Source organism: Oerskovia sp. Root918 (genome assembly GCF_001428945.1).
GTDB lineage: Bacteria > Actinomycetota > Actinomycetes > Actinomycetales > Cellulomonadaceae > Oerskovia > Oerskovia enterophila.
The window spans coordinates 1,039,966-1,057,958 of sequence record NZ_LMJG01000001.1 but is presented as its reverse complement, the minus strand read 5'-3'; the positions used below and the strand labels follow the sequence as shown (position 1 = coordinate 1,057,958).

Annotated in this window: 16 protein-coding genes; 4 read left to right on the top strand and 12 right to left on the bottom strand. The window is 69.4% G+C overall.

Going from position 1 to position 17,993, the window contains the following annotated elements:
• Nucleotides 1-8 precede the first annotated feature (8 nt).
• Both ASE27_RS04510 and ASE27_RS04505 read left to right on the top strand, forming a co-directional pair.
• Nucleotides 9-1,406: a hypothetical protein gene (locus ASE27_RS04510; RefSeq protein WP_056646254.1), complete on the top strand. Its 1,398-nt coding sequence runs from the start codon at nt 9-11 to the stop codon at nt 1,404-1,406.
• Between the two features lie 8 nt (nt 1,407-1,414).
• Nucleotides 1,415-2,002 (top strand): hypothetical protein, encoded by a 588-nt coding sequence (locus ASE27_RS04505; RefSeq protein ID WP_200955876.1) that lies wholly within the window; start codon nt 1,415-1,417, stop codon nt 2,000-2,002.
• 93 nt (nt 2,003-2,095) lie between these two features.
• On the opposite strand, the gene ASE27_RS04500 is transcribed toward ASE27_RS04505, so the two are convergent.
• The 3 genes from ASE27_RS04500 to ASE27_RS04490 form a co-directional block, all read right to left on the bottom strand.
• Nucleotides 2,096-2,887 (bottom strand): alpha/beta fold hydrolase, encoded by a 792-nt coding sequence (locus ASE27_RS04500; RefSeq protein ID WP_056646251.1) that lies wholly within the window; start codon nt 2,885-2,887, stop codon nt 2,096-2,098.
• The gene (locus ASE27_RS04495; protein ID WP_056646248.1) at nt 2,884-3,732 is read right to left on the bottom strand and encodes an alpha/beta hydrolase; all 849 of its coding nucleotides are present in this window, start codon (nt 3,730-3,732) and stop codon (nt 2,884-2,886) included. Before ASE27_RS04495 ends, ASE27_RS04500 begins: the two co-directional genes overlap by 4 nt.
• 93 nt (nt 3,733-3,825) lie before the next feature.
• Nucleotides 3,826-4,125, bottom strand: coding sequence for a hypothetical protein (locus ASE27_RS04490; RefSeq protein WP_056646246.1), 300 nt, complete (start codon nt 4,123-4,125; stop codon nt 3,826-3,828).
• 391 nt (nt 4,126-4,516) lie between these two features.
• On the opposite strand from ASE27_RS04490, the gene ASE27_RS04485 reads away from it, so the two are divergent.
• Nucleotides 4,517-5,344 (top strand): FKBP-type peptidyl-prolyl cis-trans isomerase, encoded by an 828-nt coding sequence (locus ASE27_RS04485; protein WP_235534434.1) that lies wholly within the window; start codon nt 4,517-4,519, stop codon nt 5,342-5,344.
• 161 nt (nt 5,345-5,505) lie between these two features.
• Nucleotides 5,506-6,000, top strand: a complete 495-nt coding sequence (locus tag ASE27_RS04480) for a phosphoribosyltransferase (RefSeq protein WP_056646240.1) — start codon at nt 5,506-5,508, stop codon at nt 5,998-6,000.
• A 176-nt stretch (nt 6,001-6,176) separates the two neighbouring features.
• Here ASE27_RS04480 and nrdF read toward each other — a convergent pair whose 3' ends face one another.
• From nrdF to ASE27_RS04435, 9 genes are all read right to left on the bottom strand, one after another.
• On the bottom strand, nt 6,177-7,157 hold the full coding sequence (nrdF, locus tag ASE27_RS04475) for a class 1b ribonucleoside-diphosphate reductase subunit beta (protein WP_056646237.1): 981 nt from the start codon (nt 7,155-7,157) through the stop codon (nt 6,177-6,179).
• 173 nt (nt 7,158-7,330) lie between these two features.
• Nucleotides 7,331-9,490, bottom strand: a complete 2,160-nt coding sequence (gene nrdE, locus ASE27_RS04470; protein ID WP_369800615.1) for a class 1b ribonucleoside-diphosphate reductase subunit alpha — start codon at nt 9,488-9,490, stop codon at nt 7,331-7,333.
• Nucleotides 9,460-9,891 carry a class Ib ribonucleoside-diphosphate reductase assembly flavoprotein NrdI gene (gene nrdI, locus ASE27_RS04465; protein ID WP_056646230.1) on the bottom strand — a complete coding sequence of 144 codons (432 nt, stop codon included), beginning with the start codon at nt 9,889-9,891 and terminating at the stop codon, nt 9,460-9,462. The genes nrdE and nrdI overlap by 31 nt, the downstream gene beginning before the upstream one ends.
• Nucleotides 9,892-9,928: 37 nt before the next feature.
• Entirely contained in the window at nt 9,929-10,171 is a 243-nt protein-coding gene (gene nrdH / locus ASE27_RS04460; RefSeq protein ID WP_056646227.1) for a glutaredoxin-like protein NrdH, read from the bottom strand.
• Nucleotides 10,172-10,732: 561 nt separating this feature from the next.
• Entirely contained in the window at nt 10,733-12,205 is a 1,473-nt protein-coding gene (locus ASE27_RS04455) for a GH1 family beta-glucosidase (protein ID WP_056646224.1), read from the bottom strand.
• Between the two features lie 191 nt (nt 12,206-12,396).
• A complete protein-coding gene (gene yicI, locus ASE27_RS04450; protein WP_056646221.1) occupies nt 12,397-14,676 on the bottom strand; it encodes an alpha-xylosidase in 2,280 nt (759 codons plus the stop codon).
• Nucleotides 14,677-14,706: 30 nt separating this feature from the next.
• Nucleotides 14,707-15,612, bottom strand: a complete 906-nt coding sequence (locus ASE27_RS04445) for a carbohydrate ABC transporter permease (protein ID WP_056646218.1) — start codon at nt 15,610-15,612, stop codon at nt 14,707-14,709.
• Complete coding sequence (locus ASE27_RS04440) at nt 15,612-16,577, bottom strand: carbohydrate ABC transporter permease (RefSeq protein ID WP_082608489.1); 966 nt, start codon at nt 16,575-16,577, stop codon at nt 15,612-15,614. The genes ASE27_RS04445 and ASE27_RS04440 overlap by 1 nt, the downstream gene beginning before the upstream one ends.
• A 90-nt stretch (nt 16,578-16,667) precedes the next feature.
• Complete coding sequence (locus ASE27_RS04435) at nt 16,668-17,936, bottom strand: ABC transporter substrate-binding protein (protein WP_369800616.1); 1,269 nt, start codon at nt 17,934-17,936, stop codon at nt 16,668-16,670.
• Nucleotides 17,937-17,993: the final 57 nt, after the last annotated feature.

The following is a 17,993-nucleotide window of genomic DNA, read 5'->3' as shown; positions in this document are numbered from 1 at the left end:
GTCGACCCGTGTCCGACGAACGCACACTGTTCCCCATCACCATGCGCGGCTACGACCGCATCATGGTGGAAGGCCAGCTGGCCAAGCTCGAGAAGGACCTCGAGGCGGCCCGTCACCGGGCCGAGTCCGCCGACGCCCGGGCTGTGCAGCTCACGTCGGACCTCCAGGACGCTCAGCGCCAGCTGCGCGAGTCCGACCGCCCCTCCTACTCGGGACTGGGGTCGCGCATCGAGCAGCTCCTGCGTTCCGCCGAGGAGCAGTCGGCCGACATCCTGGCCCAGGCCAACGCCCAGGCCGTCGACATCATGTCGCGCGCCAAGGTCGCGGGGGGCCAGATCCGCTCGCGCGCCGAGAACGAGGTCGCCGAGCTGCTCTCGGGCGCTCGTCGCGAGGCCGAGGAGATCCGGTCCACGGCCGCCTCGGAGACCGAGAGCACCCTGGTCGGCGCGCAGCGCCGTGCGGAGGAGTTCGTGGGTTCCGCCGAGCGCGAGGCCGCCCGCATCCAGAGCGCCCTGAACACCGAGGAGAGCGAGCGCCGGTCGAGCCTCGAGCGCGAGCTGGGCACCCTGCGCGCCCAGGTCGAGCGCGAGACCACCGAGCTGCGCGTCGCGACCGAGCGTGAGACGGCCGAGCTGCGCGCCCGCGTCGCCGCCGAGACGGCCGCGATGCGAGAGGCTGCCGAGCGCGAGACCACCGAGCTGCGCGAGACCACGCGTCGCGAGGCCGAGCGCCAGGTCGCCGAGGCCAAGCGTGCGGCGTCCGAGGCCGCGAACGCCGTGACCTCCGAGATGGAGGAGCTGCGCGAGAAGGCGCGGACCGCCCTGGCCGAGGCCGAGCTCGACATCGCCCGCCGCCGCGAGGAGGCCGAGCTGGAGAGCGCGCAGCGCCACCAGACGGCCAAGGAGGAGACCGAGAAGCTCGTCGCGACGGCCGAGGCGCACGCGTCCGACGCCGAGCACCGCGTGGTCACGGCTCTCGAGCAGGCCGAGAAGGTCCGCACCGAGTCCGACGACTACGTCAAGGAGGTCATCGCGACCGCGCGGCACAACGCGGACCGCGTGGTCGCCGAGGCGCGCGAGTTCGCCGAGCAGACCGTCGGGGACGCCAAGGCCGAGGCCGAGCAGCAGCGGGCGGCCGCACAGCGTCAGCTCGAGGACCTCACGCGTCAGCACGAGTCGATCAACACCTACCTCGACGAGCTGCGCGGGCTGCTCGGCGACGGCGAGGGCGGCGCGGCCAAGTCCAAGGCGGCTCCCGCCGTGGCCATCGCGGGCACCCCGGCGCAGCGTGCTCGCGCAGCGAACCTCATGACCGCGGAGTTCCCGCAGGTCGAGGTCGAGGGCGAGGAAGGTGAGGACACCTCGTCCTCGAAGTCCTCGGATTCCTCCGCCTCCGCGAAGGCCTGAGCACGGCCATGACGCACGACGGCGACGACACCGGGAGCCTGCCCGGGTCGTCGCCGTCGTCTGCTCCCGGCCCGCTCGGCTCCGCAGCCAGCACGCCCGGCACGGCTGCGACGAACGACGCCGGCGGCACCGCCGACGCGCTCGGCGGCACCACAGGGCGAGCAGCGAGCAGCACCACGCCCGACGACGTCGCGGCCTGGCGTGCTCAGCGCACCGAGGCGGCGGCTCACCAGGCGAACGAGCTCGAGCGTCGCCGCGCGCTGGAGGCTGCCGAGGCCGCCGAGCTGCTCCGCGAGTTCGTCGCCGAGGCCGAGCGTCGCGGCATCGCCCCGGTCCTGCTCCAGGCCCGCTCGTACGCGGGGGACGCGACGTACCGCACCAGGACGCTCGGCTGGTACCTGCGCAAGAACCGGACGCTCGCCGTCGGTACCGACGCGTCGTTCTACATCCTCAGCGTCCAGGGCGGGCTCTCGGCCCGGCTCCGCGGTGCGACCCTCGTCCCGTCGGACCCGCCGCTCGTGCTCGGCAAGGGCGGGCGCGACGGCGAGTCCATCTCGCTCGCGGACGCGATCGAGCTGGTGCTCGACCGCGGCTGACGACCCGGCGACGATCGCCGGACCACGGCCAAGGACACGGCCGGACCACGGGACACCTCCCGCAGCCCGGCCTGAAGTGCCAGGTCCCGGACGTCAGTCCCGGGCGACGGCCCAGAGGTCACCGATCGCGTTGGCGACCGCCGGTGCGTCCTCGACCGCGCTCATGTGCCCCGCGGCGGGCACCACGACGAGCGTCGCCCCGGGGGCTGCGGCGACCAGGTGCTCGGCCGCCTCGATCGGGGTGAGCGTGTCCTCCTCGCCCACGACCACGGCCACCGGGCCCGCGAAGCGGGCCAGCACCTCGGTGCGGTCCGGGCGGGCGGCCATGGCACGCTGGGCCCACGCGACGCCGTCGGGCCGCTGGGAACGGATCCACTCCTCGAGGCGAGCCGTCAGACCACGGCGCGCGACCTTGCTCGTCGCGCCCAGCAGCGCTCCCGGCATCCCGAGGACCGCGTCGACCGTGCGGCTCTCGCTGACCGCGTCCGCGATGCGCAGGCGGTTCGCACGGGCCGCGTCGTCGTCGGCCGTCGACTTGGTGTCCACGAGGCCCAGTGCCACCACGAAGTCCGCATGGCGCTCGGCCGCGGCGAGCGCGACGTAGCCTCCCATCGACATGCCCACGACCACGGCGCGCTCGATCCCGGCGGCGCGGGCCGAGGCGACCACGGCGTCGGCTGCGGCCTCGATCGAGGGCGGCTCTCCACCGAGCGGGCTCTCGCCCAGGCCCGGGAGGTCGACCGCGAGGACCGTGATGCCGCTCGGCAGCGCCGCGGCGGCGTCCTCCCACATGCGGTGGTCGAGCGGGAAGCCGTGCACGAGCAGCACGGGAAGCCCGTGCCCCTCGCGCAGGGTGTGCAGGGCGAGGTGCGGGGTGGTGGTCATGGTGTCTGTCCTGTCGTCGTCGGCTGGACGTGCGTGCGGCTCGCGTCGTACGAGGCCTGGTCGGAGGCTTCGGTGTCGGTGCCCGTCTCGGTCTGCGCGTCCCACGTCGTGGGGAGCGGCACCGGGAATCCGGGGCGGACGTGGGAGACGATCTCGTCGAGGACCCGGCGCACCGACGGCTCCCCCACCCACAGGTGCTTGGCGCCCTCGACCGCGATGACCTCGGCCTGGGGCACGCGCGCGAACCGGCGGCGGGCCTCCTCGGGGCGCAGGTAGTCGTCGAGCTCGGGGACCAGCACCACGAGCGGCTTGCCGAACGCGGCCCACCGGTCCAGGTCCTCGTCGGTCGCGCGGTGCAGGGGCGGGGAGAGCAGGATCGCGCCCTCGATGCCGGGGTCCGTGCCGTGCTTGAGGACGAGCTCGGTCCCGAACGACCACCCCACGAGCCACCGGTGGGGCAGGTCGTGGAACTCGGCCAGCTCGATCGCCGCAGCGACGTCGAAGCGCTCGGCCTCGCCGCCGTCGAACGTGCCCTCGCTCGTGCCGCGCGGCGACGACGTGCCGCGCGTGTTGAAGCGCAGCACCGCGAGGTCCGCGAGCGCTGGCAGGCGCCACGCGGCCTTGCGGTAGACGTGGGAGTCCATGTAGCCGCCGTGCGTGGGCAGCGGGTGCAGGGTGATCAAGGTGCCCGACGGCGCAGCGTGCGCCGGGAGCGCGAGCTCGCCCACGAGCGTCAGGCCGTCGGCGGTGTGGAGCTCGACGTCCTCGCGGTGGGCCGGCAGGACCGTGAGCGAGCGGATCGGGGCGCCGTGCTCGGCGGGCTTGCCCTCGGGGGCCGTGGGCATCTCCGGGGACGGCGCTGCGGGCGCGGCTGGACGGTCGGTCGCGGGGTCAGGACTGTGCGCGTTCATCACGACCGAGCCTAGCCGGGGTCTCCCTCAGCGGCGCCGGGCGCGCGCCTCCCAGCACCCCGTGTGCCAGTGGCGGCGGTCCTCGAGCGCGGACTGCGCGCCGAACATCGAGTCCTTGGCCCACGCGACGACGTGGCTCGTCCCGGCGGGGACGTTCTGCCGGCATCCCGGGCACACGTACGACTTGTCGCTCTGCCGGACGGTGCGGACGGTCCACTCGCCGTCGGGCCCGGACTCGGACCGCATGCCGCCCAGGGCACGGTTGAGGTCGAGCGGAGGGGGTTCCGCTCCCCAGGGACGACGGCGTGAGGGACGTTTCGAGGGCACGGTTCCATTGTCCACGGTTGCGACAGCGACGAGTGCTCGCGGTCGCGACAGCGACGAGTGCGCTCAGGTCGCGACAGCGACGAGTGCTCGCGGTCGCGACAGCGACGGGCGCGTACAGGTTGCGACAGCGACAAGCACCCGCGTCCGTTTTCAGCACACTCCCAGAGAGTGCGGCTAGAGTTGCGGGGCCCGCCACTCCCGTGCTCGTCGCCGTGTTCACTCCCGGTCGTGCGCGGACACCCCCGAACGAAGGATCCTTGTGAAGCTCCGTACCTCTCGCGGCCTCGTCGCGATCGCCCTGGGTACCGCCCTCGTCCTGTCCGGTTGTGCGTCCGGAGACGGCGGGAGCGCCAGCCCGTCCCCCAGCGAGTCGGCACCGGCAGACACCGGCGTGGCAGCCCCCACGGCGGAGGACATCGCCGCGGTCGAGTCCATCAAGGTCACCGGTGACATCGGCACCGAGCCCACCGCGACGTTCGAGAAGCCCTTCACCGTCTCCACGGCCACGGCCCGCGTCGACGTCGAGGGAACGGGCGAGGACCTCGAAGAGGGGCAGCAGCTCACCATGAAGTCGGTCGTCTACTCCGGTGAGACCGCCGAGGTCCTCGGCTCGATGTGGGGCGACGAGAGCCAGGTGGACACCATCACGCTGGGCGACCCGTCGCTGTACCCGGTGCTCAACGAGGTCCTCACGGGCCAGAAGGTCGGCACGCGGTTCATCTTCGCCGCGCCCGGCCAGGACGGCAAGACGAGCATCTCCATCGTCGAGGTGACCGGCGCCAAGAGCATCCCGGAGCGCGCCGAGGGCGAGGCCGTGACGCCGGCTGACGGCCTGCCGGTCGTCACCCTGGACGACACCGGCAAGCCCAGCATCGACATCCCCGAGGGCTACGCCGACCCGACCGAGCTCGTCGTGCAGACGCTCATCAAGGGCACCGGCCCCGAGGTCACGGCTGACCAGACGATCACGGCGCACTACACGGGTTGGACCCTCGACGGCGAGCCCTTCGACTCGTCGTGGGAGAAGGGCGCTCCCGCGAGCTTCCCGCTGACGGGCGTCATCCAGGGCTGGACCGAAGGCCTTGCTGGACAGACCGTCGGCAGCCAGGTGCTGCTCGTCATCCCCGCCGCCATGGGCTACGGCGCCGAGGCCAGCGAGTCGAACCCGCTCGCGGGCAAGACCCTCGTGTTCGTCGTGGACATCCTGGACGCTTCCTGATCCACCTGCCTTCCTGACGGCTGAGCCGTCGGGGGGCCGTCGGATCGTCGAAGGGCCACCTCCCGCTCGCGGGAGGTGGCCCTTCTCGCGTGCTGGACGGTGACGTCCGGTACGAGCCGTTGGGCAGGCCACCTCACAGGGGCTGCCCCTAGGCTCTGTCCATGAGCACAGAGCGCGAAGTCATGACGTGGGAGCTGTTCGGCACCGCGTCCAGGCAGCTGGCCGAGCAGGTGGTCGCGGGCGGCTTCCAGCCCGACGTCGTGGTCGCGATCGCTCGCGGCGGGCTGCTGCCCGGCGGGGCCGTGGCCTATGCGCTGGGCACCAAGGGCGTCGGGACGCTCAACGTGGAGTTCTACACGGACATCGGTCAGACGCTCGCGGACCCCCGCGTCCTTCCCCCGCTCATGGACACGTCGGAGCTCCCGGGGTCCAAGGTCCTCGTGGTCGACGACGTCGCGGACTCGGGCCGGACGCTCGCCCTGGTCATGGACCTGCTCGCCGAGCACGGCACCGAGGCGCGCTCGGCCGTGCTGTACACCAAGCCGCGCACGATCCTCCAGCCGGACTTCTCCTGGAAGGAGACCGACCGGTGGATCACGTTCCCGTGGTCGGCCGAGCCTCCGGTCGAGGGCGCGCTGGCGCGGCCGAACGACTGAGCCCCTGACCTTTCGGCAGCACGGATCACCGCCGCCGGTTCGCCGGCCGCGCTGGTCGGGCCCTGCCGACGCCACCGATCCTGGGTATGACGGACGCCCCGCCGCTCCTTCCGGAGTTGCGGGGCGTCCGTCGTTCGATCGTGGTCAGCCCATGAGTGCGGTGCTGACGGGCGGGATCAGAAGTCCCAGTCGTCGTCCTCGGTGTTCACGGCCTTGCCGATCACGTAGGACGAGCCCGAGCCGGAGAAGAAGTCGTGGTTCTCGTCGGCGTTCGGGGACAGTGCGGACAGGATCGCCGGGTTGACGTCGGTCTCGTCCTTGGGGAACAGCGCCTCGTAGCCCAGGTTCATGAGGGCCTTGTTGGCGTTGTAGCGCAGGAACTTCTTGACGTCCTCGGTGAGGCCCACGCCGTCGTAGAGGTCAGCGGTGTACTGGACCTCGTTCTCGTAGAGCTCGAACAGGAGCTCGTACGTGTAGGCCTTCATCTCGTCACGCTCCTCGGGGGTGAGCTTCTCGAGCCCCTTCTGGAACTTGTAGCCGATGTAGTACCCGTGCACGGCCTCGTCGCGGATGATGAGGCGGATCAGGTCGGCCGTGTTGGTGAGCTTGGCGCGGCTCGACCAGTACATGGGCAGGTAGAAGCCCGAGTAGAACAGGAAGGACTCGAGCAGCGTGCTCGCGACCTTGCGCTTGAGCGGCGAGTCGCCCTTGTAGTACTCCATGACGATCTCGGCCTTGCGCTGGAGGTTGGGGTTCTCCTCCGACCAGCGGAACGCCTCGTCGATCTCGCGCGTCGAGCACAGCGTCGAGAAGATCGACGAGTAGCTCTTGGCGTGCACGGACTCCATGAAGGCGATGTTCGTGTACACGGCCTCCTCGTGCGGGGTGATCGCGTCAGGGATGAGCGACACGGCGCCCACGGTGCCCTGGATGGTGTCCAGGAGCGTGAGGCCGGTGAAGACGCGCATGGTGAGCGTCTTCTCCTCCTCGGTGAGCGTGGCCCAGCTCTGGATGTCGTTCGAGACCGGCACCTTCTCGGGGAGCCAGAAGTTCCCGACGAGACGGTCCCAGACCTCGGCGTCCTTGTCGTCGTCGAGACGGTTCCAGTTGATCGCGGACACGCGATCGATGAGCTTGAGCTTCCCAGTGGGTGACATGTCGTTCTTCTTCTTTCTCAGCACGGTGCCTGCGACGAGACGAAAGGTCCTGCGGGCGGCGGGAACGGGAGGGGCGCCGGTCGTGGTCGGGCCTGGCGGGGGCCGCGAGGCACGAGCGGCCCGGGAAGACCGGCGCCCCTCCCGTGGACGTCGCCGTCAGGCGACGAGGGCAATCACAGCATGCAGGAGACGCAACCCTCCACCTCGGTGCCCTCGAGCGCGAGCTGGCGCAGGCGGATGTAGTACAGGGTCTTGATGCCCTTGCGCCATGCGTAGATCTGCGCGCGGTTGACGTCGCGCGTGGTCGCGGTGTCCTTGAAGAACAGCGTGAGGCTCAGGCCCTGGTCCACGTGCTGCGTCGCCGCGGCGTACGTGTCGATGATCTTCTCGTAGCCGATCTCGTACGCGTCCTGGTAGTACTCCAGGTTGTCGTTCGTCAGGTACGGCGCCGGGTAGTAGACGCGCCCGATCTTGCCTTCCTTGCGGATCTCGATCTTGGCGGCGACCGGGTGGATCGACGACGTCGAGTTGTTGATGTAGCTGATCGAACCGGTCGGTGGGACCGCCTGGAGGTTCTGGTTGTAGATGCCGTGCTCCTTGACGGACGCGGCCAGCGCCTTCCAGTCCTCCTGCGTGGGGATGTGCACGCCGGCGGTCTCGAAGAGCTCCTTGACGCGCGGCGTCGCGGGCTCCCACACCTGGTCCGTGTACTTCGCGAAGTACTCGCCCGAGGCGTAGGTCGAGTCCTCGAACCCGCCGAACGCGCGGCCCCGCTCGATCGCGAGGCGGTTGCTCGCCGCGATCGCGTGGTAGGCCACCGTGTAGAAGTAGATGTTCGTGAAGTCGATGCCCTCTTCGGAGCCGTAGAACACGCGCTCGCGAGCGAGGTACCCGTGCAGGTTCATCTGGCCGAGGCCGATCGCGTGGCCCGACTCGTTGGCGCGCTTGATCGACGGGACGGACTCGATGCTCGTCTGGTCGGACACGGCCGTCAGAGCACGGATCGCGGTGTCGATGGTCTTGGCGAAGTCCGGCGAGTCCATCGTCTTGGCGATGTTGAGCGAGCCGAGGTTGCACGAGATGTCGCGGCCGACGTGGTCGTACGACAGGTCCTCGTTGAACGTCGAGGGCGTCGAGACCTGGAGGATCTCCGAGCACAGGTTCGAGTGCGTGATGCGGCCCTTGATGGGGTTCGCCTTGTTGACCGTGTCCTCGAACATGACGTACGGGTAGCCGGACTCGAACTGCAGCTCGGCGAGGGTCTGGAAGAACTCGCGCGCCTTGATCTTCGTCTTGCGGATGCGTGCGTCGTCGACCATCTCGTCGTACTTCTCGGTCACCGAGATGTCGGCGAAGGGCTTTCCGTAGACGCGCTCGACGTCGTACGGCGAGAACAGGTACATGTCCTCGTTCTTCTTCGCCAGGTCGAACGTGATGTCGGGGATGACCACACCGAGCGACAGCGTCTTGATGCGGATCTTCTCGTCGGCGTTCTCACGCTTGGTGTCGAGGAAACGCATGATGTCGGGGTGGTGCGCGTGCAGGTAGACCGCGCCGGCGCCCTGGCGGGCACCGAGCTGGTTCGCGTAGGAGAAGGAGTCCTCGAGGAGCTTCATCACGGGGATGACGCCCGAGGACTGGTTCTCGATGTGCTTGATCGGGGCGCCGTGCTCACGGATGTTGCTCAGGAGCAGGGCCACGCCGCCGCCGCGCTTGGAGAGCTGCAGCGCGGAGTTGATGCCGCGTGCGATGGACTCCATGTTGTCCTCGATGCGCAGCAGGAAGCAGGACACGGGCTCGCCGCGCTGCGCCTTGCCGATGTTGAGGAACGTGGGGGTCGCGGGCTGGAAGCGACCGGCGACGATCTCCTCGACGATGTCGAGCGCCGTCTGCTCGTTGCCGTCCGCCAGGCCGAGGGCGACCATGGACACGCGGTCCTCGAAGCGCTCGAGGTACCGCTTGCCGTCGAAGGTCTTGAGCGTGTACGAGGTGTAGTACTTGAACGCGCCGAGGAACGTGTCGAAGCGGAACTTCTTGGAGTAGGCGAACTCGAACAGCGTCTTGACGAAGTCGCGGTCGTACTTGTCGAGGACCGCGGGGTCGTAGTACTTGTTCTCGACCAGGTACTCGAGCTTCTCCTCCAGGCTGTGGAAGAAGACCGTGTTCTGGTTCACGTGCTGCAGGAAGTACTGGCGCGCTGCCTGGCGGTCCTTGTCGAACTGGATCTCGCCGTCGGGGCCGTACAGGTTGAGCATCGCGTTGAGCGCGTGGTAGTCGAGCTCGACGCCCGCCGCCACCGTGCTCACGCTGGAATCCGTGACTGTCGTTGCCAAAATCGTCCCAATCCGTCGCGGACGCGCTCGACGTCCTCGGCTGTTCCCAGAAGTTCGAAGGCGTACAGGTAGGGCACCTGGCACTTCGAGGAGATGATGTCGCCGGCGATGCAGTAGGCCTCGCCGAAGTTGGTGTTGCCCGCGGCGATGACGCCGCGGATCAACGACCGGTTGTGTGAGTCGTTCAAGAACCTGATGACCTGGCGGGGCACCGCCCCGCCCTCGTTGCCGCCGCCGTACGTCGGGACCATCAGGACGTAGGGCTCGTCGACCCGCAGGAACTCGTCCTTGGGTCGCAGCGGGATGCGGTGGACCGTGCAGCCACGGTCCTCGAGGACCAGTCGCTGGACGAACCGGTGGGTGTTGTCCGACGCGCTGGAGAAATAGACGAGCGATCCCATGTCACACCTCGCAGCGGGGACCGGTGGGACGAGCTGTTCAGGCGACGGGAGCGACCTTCGTCGCGAGAGCGTTGATCTGGTCGGGGCGGAAGCCCGACCAGTGCTCGTCGCCCGCGATGACGACGGGTGCCTGCAGGTAGCCGAGGCCGCGCACCAGCTCGAGTGCCTCGGCGTCCTGGCTGATGTCCACGACGGAGTACTCGATGCCCTTCTTGTCGAGGGCGCGGTACGTCGCGTCGCACTGAACGCAAGCCGGCTTGCTGTAGACCGTGATGCTCATCTGGTCAGTCTCCTCGGGTAGGGGATCGAGCTTCCAGCGGGGGCGCTCAGGCCGACTCCCTGCTGGGGTCCTGACCTCGAAGAACGCTGATGGAACTACGACCGTGTGTTTTGCCGGGGAGACGATCGCTCCCTGGTGTTGACCACTATACCTAGTGGGCGGGTTCCGCGCTCGGCACTAGATGTCGTGGTCGGACGATCTTCGCCGCCTCCTCCTCGAGACGCGTCGAAGTGTGCTACAAGCACGGATCCATCCTCCCAGGAGGCACTGACACTCCCCCGGATGCACCCCGTCGTCCACCGGTACAGGAGCCCGCGAACGGCTTGTCCGAGCGGCCCCGAGGACTTCTCCACAGCTTGTGGAAGCCCTCCGTCCACATGCTGTGCAGAGCGCACGAAGAGGTCCGGAGCGCCGGTCGGCCCCGCGGTGACGCGGGGAACGACCGACCTCCGAACCAGACAAGCCGGACACGATTTCCCCCGCGTGTCATGTTCCGTCGGCGTGTCGCGCCGCGACCGTGACAGGTGCGAGATAGATCACCGGCGACGTCGACCACCGCTGTCAGCCGACCTCCGCCACCCCGGGCAGCACCGAGGTCGTCGCGAGCCGGCGGTACCAGTGCGCCGAGTCCTTCCACGTGCGCTCGAGCGTGTCGTAGTCGACGCGGATGATCCCGAACCGACGGTCGTAGCCGTAGCCCCACTCGAAGTTGTCGAGCAGCGACCACGCGAAGTACCCGCGCACGTCGGCCCCCGCGTCGATCGCAGCGCCCACCGCGTCGATGTGGTCGTGCAGGTAGGCGACACGACGGTCGTCGTGGACCCGCGCGGTCCCGTCGGCGTCGACCGTGACCTCGTCGTCGAACGCCGCACCGTTCTCGGTGACCATGAGGGGCTGGCCCGGGTACGCCCGGTGCACCGAGAGGAGCAGCTCGGTCATCCCGGCGGGCTCGATGTTCCAGCCCATCGCGGTGTACGGGCCCGCCTGCGTCACGAACTCGACGTCCTCGACCCCGATCCACGGGCTGTGGCTCGATGCGCCGTGGCCGTCGTTCTCCGCGCGCTCGCCGTCGCCCGCGAAGTGGCGGACCTTGGTCGTCGAGTAGTAGTTGATGCCGAGCACGGACAGCGGCTGCCGGACGATCTCGAGGTCGCCGTCCTGGACGAACGACCAGTCGGTCACGTGCGCGGTGTCGGCGAGCAGGTCGGCCGGGTAGGCGCCGTCGAGCAGCGGGCCGAGGAACGCCCGGTTGGCGAGCCCGTCGATCTTCCGGACCGCGTCCAGGTCGGCCTCCGACGTGGGGTCGTCGGGCCGGATCACGTGCAGGTTGAGCGTCACGGACGTCATGGTGTCGTTGCCCAGCTCGTCGCGGATCGCGAGGCACGCGAGCCCGTGGGCGAGGTTGAGGTGGTGCACGGCCGCGAGCGCCGCGACGGGCTCGGTGCGTCCCGGGGCGTGCACGCCCGAGCCGTAGCCGAGGTAGGCCGAGCACCACGGCTCGTTGAGCGTGGTCCACACGTCGATCCGGTCGCCGAGCTCGCGGGCCATGCGGCGCGCGTACTCGGCGAACGCGTGCGCGGTCTCGCGGTTCGCCCAGCCGCCGCGGTCCTCGAGCTCCTGCGGGAGGTCCCAGTGGTAGAGCGTGACGACGGGCTTGACGCCCGCCTCGAGCAGCGCGTCGACGAGGCGCGAGTAGAACGCGATGCCCTCGGGGTTGAACTCTCCGGTGCCGCCGGGCTGGACGCGCGACCAGGAGATCGAGAACCGGTAGGCGCCGAGCCCGAGGTCCTTGATGTGCTGCACGTCCTCGGCCCACCGGTGGTAGTGGTCGTCGGCGACGTCGCCCGTGTCGCCGTTCAGGGTGCGGCCAGGGGTGTGGGAGTAGGTGTCCCAGATGGACGGTCCGCGCCCACCCTCGGCGGCGGCGCCCTCGATCTGGTAGGCGGCGGTGGCCGACCCCCAGAGGAAGTCGGTCGGGAAGGCGCGGGGCGCGGGGGCCTGGACGGGGTCGGCATGGGTGGCGACGTTGCTCACGGTGTTCCTTCGGTGGTTCTGGGATGGACGGCCCGTGCAAGCGTGGGAGCGCTCTCACGTATCGATTCGATCAGGGTACCCACGCGCGGGGGCGACGTCGAGGCCCAGGGTGAGCGGCGCCGTCGGGCAGGGCGCTTCCTGCCCGACGGCGCCACTCACCTCTCCCCTCGCCCACAGCGGCGGGAGGAGCGTCAGATGGACAGCTCGACGCTCCCCGCCCCCTCGGCGCGGACGACGTGCTCGCCGAGCTGGACGGCCCACGGCGCGCGGGCGTCGCTGGACGTGACCGTGATCCTCGCGCCCTCGCGGCGCGTGCGGAACGTCGTCGGGTCGCCCGTCTCGGACGGGACCGTGGTCGTCGAGTCGTGTCCGTCGGGCAGCTCGAACAGGCGCAGGGTCACGCCGTCGGCCCACTCGTAGTCCGGGCGGTCCGTGCGTGCACCCACGGGCAGCACCGTGCCCGGGCGGACCAGGAGCGGCAGCGAGTCGAACCCGTGCCTCTCGGCGACCCACCGAGGTCCGGAGAGCGTGCTCCCGTCGAGGAGGTTCGTCCACGTCCCCTCCGGGACGTAGACCTCGACGTCACCCTCGGCCGTGAAGACCGGTGCCACGAGCAGCGAACCGCCCAGCATGTACTGCGTGTCGACCCCGAAGCCCCCGCGGTCGTGGGGGAACTCGAGCACCATGGGCCGCATCATCGAGATCCCGTCCCGGTGCGCCTCCTCCGCGACCCCCGCCAGGTACGGCATGAGCGAGAGCTTGAGACGCGTGAACCTCCGGGTGACGTCGACCGCCTCCTCGTCGAACGCCCACGGCACGCGCACCGAGTCCGAGCCGTGCAGACGGCTGTGGGAGGACAGGAGCCCGAAAGCCAACCACCTCTTGAAGACCCCCGCGTCCGGGACCCCCTCGAAGCCGCCGATGTCATGGCTCCAGTACCCGAACCCGGACATCGCGAGCGAGAGCCCCCCACGCAGCGACTCGGCCATCGACGCGTACGTCGAGTCGCAGTCGCCGCCCCAGTGGACGGGGAGCTGCTGACCCCCCGCAGTGGCCGACCGCGCGAACAGCACCGCGTCCCCCTCGCCCCGCTCGCGCTCGAGGAGCCGGAAGACGGCCTCGTTGTAGAGCTGTGCGTAGTAGTTGTGCATCTTCGCGGGGTCGGACCCGTCGGACCAGACGACGTCGTCGACCGGGACACGCTCGCCGAAGTCGGTCTTGAAGCAGTCGACCCCCTGGTCGAGCAGGCCCTTGAGCTTGCCCAGGTACCACTCGGTCGCGTCGGGGTTCGTGAAGTCGACCAGGCCCATGCCCGCCTGCCACTTGTCCCACTGCCACACTCCACCGTCGGCCGTCCGGAGCAGGTAACCTGCCGCCCGCGCCTCCTCGAACAGCGGCGAGCGCTGGGCGACGTACGGGTTGATCCACACGCAGATCTTGAGGCCCTTGTCCTTGAGCCGGCTCAGCATGCCCTCGGGGTCGGGGAACGTGCGGGGGTCCCACTCGAAGTCGACCCACTGGTACTCGCGCATCCAGAAGCAGTCGAAGTGGAAGACCGACAGCGGCAGGTCCCGCTCGGCCATCCCGTCGATGAACCCGCTCACGGTCTGCTCGTCGTAGCTCGTCGTGAAGGACGTCGTGAGCCACAGCCCGAACGACCAGCCCGGGACGCGCGCGGGGCGCCCCGTCAGCGCGGTGTACCGCGTCAGCACGTCCTTGGGCGTGGGCCCCGCGACCAGGTAGTACTGGAGCGCCTGCCCCTCGACCGAGAACTGGGCACGCGTGTTGATCTCCGAGGCCACCTCGAACGACACGAGCTCCGGATGGTCGACGAACACGCCGTAGCCTCGGCTGCTGACGTAGAACGGCACGTTCTTGTACGCCTGCTCGCTCGAGGTCCCACCGTCGGCGTTCCAGACGTCGACCGTCTGGCCGTTCTTCGCGAACGGCCCGAACCGCTCCCCCAGACCGTACAGCTGCTCGCCCGGGGCGAGGCTGAGCTGCTCGTGCACGTAGTGCGCGCCCCCGTGCGCGGCGTCGGCCTGCACCGAGCCGACCGCCTTGTGCAGGCTCGACGTCACGACCCGCCCGTCCTGCTCGACGTCGACGCGCCACCCACCCTTCCGGTGCACGCGCACCGCGAGCGGCCCGGAGCGCAGGAGCCCGTGGGTCTCGTCGACCGAGACCTCCGGCCGGAAGCCCTCCTCGTGGTGCAGCTCGAAACGCGGTCCCCGGTCGATCCCGCCCCGGTGGTGCTCGATCCGGACGCCGATCACGCCCGGCGCGGGCGACGAGTAGGTGATCGTCAGGAGGGGCCGGTTGAGCGTGTCACCACGACGCCGGATCACAGCGGTCGGGGCGTACACCGTCAGGGTGCCCGCCTCGGGGTCGGCGCGGACGTCGTCTACCTGGGCCGGGTGCAGCGGCGAGAAGCCGTCGCGGACCTGCCAGTAGCCGTCGGTGAACTTCATGGTTGCTCGGTTCCTTCGGGATAGGTGCGGTCACTTCACGGCGCCGGCCGTGACGCCTCGCGTCAGGGTGCGCTGGAAGATGAGGAAGAAGATGACGGCGGGGACGAGCGAGACCAGGGCGCCCGCGTTGGTCGTCGTGGCGTCCATCATCCGGTCGCCCTGGAGCGAGGCCAGCGCGATGGGGATCGTCTGGGTCGCGTTCGTGGTGAGCATGACCAGCGGGATGAAGAACTCGTTCCAGGTCCAGATGAAGAAGAAGATCATCAGGACCGAGAGCGTGGGACGGACGACCGGGAAGACGATCTTCCACAGGATCTGCCAGCGGGAGGCGCCGTCGAGCGCGGCTGCCTCCAGGAGCGCGGGCGGGAACGTCCCCAGCACCGACGAGAGGAGGTACGTGCCGAACGCCGACTGGATGACCGTGAAGATGATGATCACGGACCACTGCGAGTTCGAGAGCCCCACCTGCTGCGCCATGGTGAACAGCGGGTAGACCAGCGCCTCCTGCGGGAGCATGTTCGCGAGCAGGAACAGCATGATGATCCACAGCCTGCCCTTGACCCTGCCCACGCCGATCGCGTAGGCGTTGAGCAGCGAGAGCAACGTGCCCCCGATCGCGACCGCGGCCGAGATCCAGATCGAGTTGAGCAGCTTCTGCGGGAAGTCGACCCGCTCCCAGAACGCGACGACGCCGTCGAGGTACAGGTGCGTGGGCAGGCTCAGCGGCCCGTCCTGCGAGTACTCGGCCGGAGACTTGAACGCGTTGAGCAGCATGATGACGAACGGCGCGAGCATGAGCAGCGCGAACAGGCCCGCCGCTGCGAGCACGAACCAGCGCGTGACACCCCGGTGGTGGCGCTGGTCGGGACGGGTCGACCGGAGGACCTGGGCCTCCTGCGGCTTCTCGACGGACGGGTTCAGCGTGTCGGTGGCCATCAGCGGCCTCCCTCTTCACGGCGCTCGGCGCGGGCCTGCAGGGCGAGGATGACCAGGGCGACCACGACGATCACCAGGGTCAGGACGGTCGACACGGCAGCGCCGTAGCCGACCTTCGACTTGTCGAAGAAGTTGAGGTACGAGTAGTAGCTGGGCACGAGGGTCGAGCTCTCGGGGCCGCCGCGGGTCAGCACGTAGATCGGTCCGAACACCTTGAGCGCCGCGACCGTGCACGTCAGGACGACGACGAAGGTCTCGGGGCGGATCTGCGGCAATGTGATCGCGCCGAAGCGGCGCCACCACCCCGCACCGTCGAGCTCGGCAGCCTCGTACAGCTCCGGGTCGACCCGCTGCAGCGCCGACATGAAGATCACGACCGGGTAGCCGATCTGGACCCAGACCAGGACCGCCATGACCGTGGGCAGGGCGGTGGTCGTGGACCCCAGCCAGTTCGGCGGGCTGTCGATGCCGATCGAGCGCAGGATCACGTTGAGCGCTCCGGTCTGGGAGTTGAGGATCCAGTTCCACAGCACGCCTGCCACGGCGACGGGCAGGATCTGCGGCAGGTAGTACGTCGCCCGCAGGAAGGCCGCGACACCCCCGCCGAACCGCCGTCCGAGGTAGTCGAACAGCACGGCCGCGAGCACGAGGCCGATCAGCGTCGGGACCACGACCATCGCGAGGATCATCGCGACCGAGTTCCGGAACGAGGTCCAGAACTGCTCGTCTGCCATCAGGGCGGAGTAGTTGTCGAGCCCGATGAACTTCATCGGGGCCATGCCGCCCTTCCACTTGAAGAGGCTGTAGTACACGTTCATGCCGAACGGGATCAGGATGACCACCGTGAACGCGACCGCTCCCGGGATCAGGTAGGGCAGATAGCCCACCCAGCGGGGTCTGCTGCGCCGCGAGCGCGCGGCTCCTGCTCGCTCGACCGCGGGGGCCGGCGTCTTGACAGTGCTCATGGACTTTCCTCGTCGCTCGTGATCGTTCCTCGTCGTCGGGTCCCGGGCCCGACGGGCGGTCGCCCGCCCGTCGGGGCACCGGCCCGCTGATCAGTCCTCGAGCAGGTCCGCCTTGCCCTCCTCGTACGGGCCGGACAGCCCGTCGAGCACCTCGGCCGGGGTCTTGGACTTGTTGACGAGCGACTGGAGCTGGCTCACGAGCACGTCGTAGTAGCCTGCGACGGGCCAGTCGGGGTAGAACGCGAGGCCGTCGGCGGCCAGGATGTCGTTGAAGTTCTGGGTCAGCGCCTGGGTGCGCTCGTCGGTGATCGCCGAGACGTCACCGGCGACCGGGAGGCCGCCCGCCTCGCCCAGGATGTTCTGCACCTCGGGCCGCAGCGTGATGTCGATGAACTCCTCGGCGAGCGACTTCGAGTCCGCGTTCGTCGGCACGACCCACAGGTTGCCCGACGAGCCCACCTGGAGCGTGTTGCCCGGGAAGTTGAACTGGCCCCAGTCGGCGTCCATCTCCTCGACGATGCGTCCGAACCACCACGAGCCGGAGACCATCATCGGGTAGGTGCCGTTGATGAACGAGACGCCCATGTCCTCGGCCGTCAGAGCTGCCGAGTCGGAGGCGATGTAGCCCTTGTCGATCCAGTCGGCCAGGGTCTCGGTGGCCTGGGTCATCTCGGGGCCCTGGAAGTCGACGTCACCGTCGAAGAGCTGGTAGGAGTCGACGAACTCCTGGTCGGCGTTCGCGAGGACGAGCTCGTACCAGAGCTGGCCGAGCGGGTACTCGGCGCCGGCCTCGGCGAGCGGCGTGATGCCCGCGGCCTGGAAGGTCGCCATCGCGGTCTCGAGCTCGGCGAGCGTCGTGGGGATCTCGAGCCCGTGCTGCGCGAACATGTCCTTGTTGTAGTAGACGCCGACGAACTCGCCGTAGTTCGGCACCCCGTACCAGTCGCCCGATCCCATGAGGCCGTTCTCGTCGTACGTCGCGGTCGTCTGGAGCGAGCCGCTGAGCGTGGTGTCCCAGCCCCGCTCCTTCGCCGCATCGGTCAGCGGCGTGAGCAGCCCCTGCGAGGCGAGCTGACCCGCGGTCGCGTTGCCCTTGTTGTACTCCATGACGTCGGGCACGTCGTCGCCCGTGAGCACGATCTTGGCGTTCTTCTGGATCTGCTCGAACGTCTGCTTCTCGACGACCACCTCGACGTCGGGGTTCTCGTCCTCGAAGATCTCGATCGCCCGTGCCCAGGCCTGACCCATGGCCGACTCGTCGGACTCGTAGTGCCAGATCGTGAGGGTCTTGTCGTCGGAGTCGCCGCCGCTGCCCCCTCCTCCGGCGCACCCGGCCAGGGCGAGTGGGAGCGCTACCAAGGCAGCGACAAGAGGCTTCCGTGCACGCAACATGACTTTCTCCTCATCATTGAGCGT

Excerpts from the sequence above, each read along its gene's own strand:
- ASE27_RS04505 (WP_200955876.1), top strand. The coding sequence starts at position 1,415 with ATGACGCACGACGGCGACGACACCGGGAGCCTGCCCGGGTCGTCGCCG.
- ASE27_RS04500 (WP_056646251.1), bottom strand. The coding sequence starts at position 2,887 with ATGACCACCACCCCGCACCTCGCCCTGCACACCCTGCGCGAGGGGCAC.
- ASE27_RS04495 (WP_056646248.1), bottom strand. The coding sequence starts at position 3,732 with ATGCCCACGGCCCCCGAGGGCAAGCCCGCCGAGCACGGCGCCCCGATC.
- ASE27_RS04480 (WP_056646240.1), top strand. The coding sequence starts at position 5,506 with ATGAGCACAGAGCGCGAAGTCATGACGTGGGAGCTGTTCGGCACCGCG.
- nrdF (WP_056646237.1), bottom strand. The coding sequence starts at position 7,157 with ATGTCACCCACTGGGAAGCTCAAGCTCATCGATCGCGTGTCCGCGATC.
- nrdI (WP_056646230.1), bottom strand. The coding sequence starts at position 9,891 with ATGGGATCGCTCGTCTATTTCTCCAGCGCGTCGGACAACACCCACCGG.
- nrdH (WP_056646227.1), bottom strand. The coding sequence starts at position 10,171 with ATGAGCATCACGGTCTACAGCAAGCCGGCTTGCGTTCAGTGCGACGCG.
- yicI (WP_056646221.1), bottom strand. The coding sequence starts at position 14,676 with ATGAAGTTCACCGACGGCTACTGGCAGGTCCGCGACGGCTTCTCGCCG.
- ASE27_RS04445 (WP_056646218.1), bottom strand. The coding sequence starts at position 15,612 with ATGGCCACCGACACGCTGAACCCGTCCGTCGAGAAGCCGCAGGAGGCC.
- ASE27_RS04440 (WP_082608489.1), bottom strand. The coding sequence starts at position 16,577 with ATGAGCACTGTCAAGACGCCGGCCCCCGCGGTCGAGCGAGCAGGAGCC.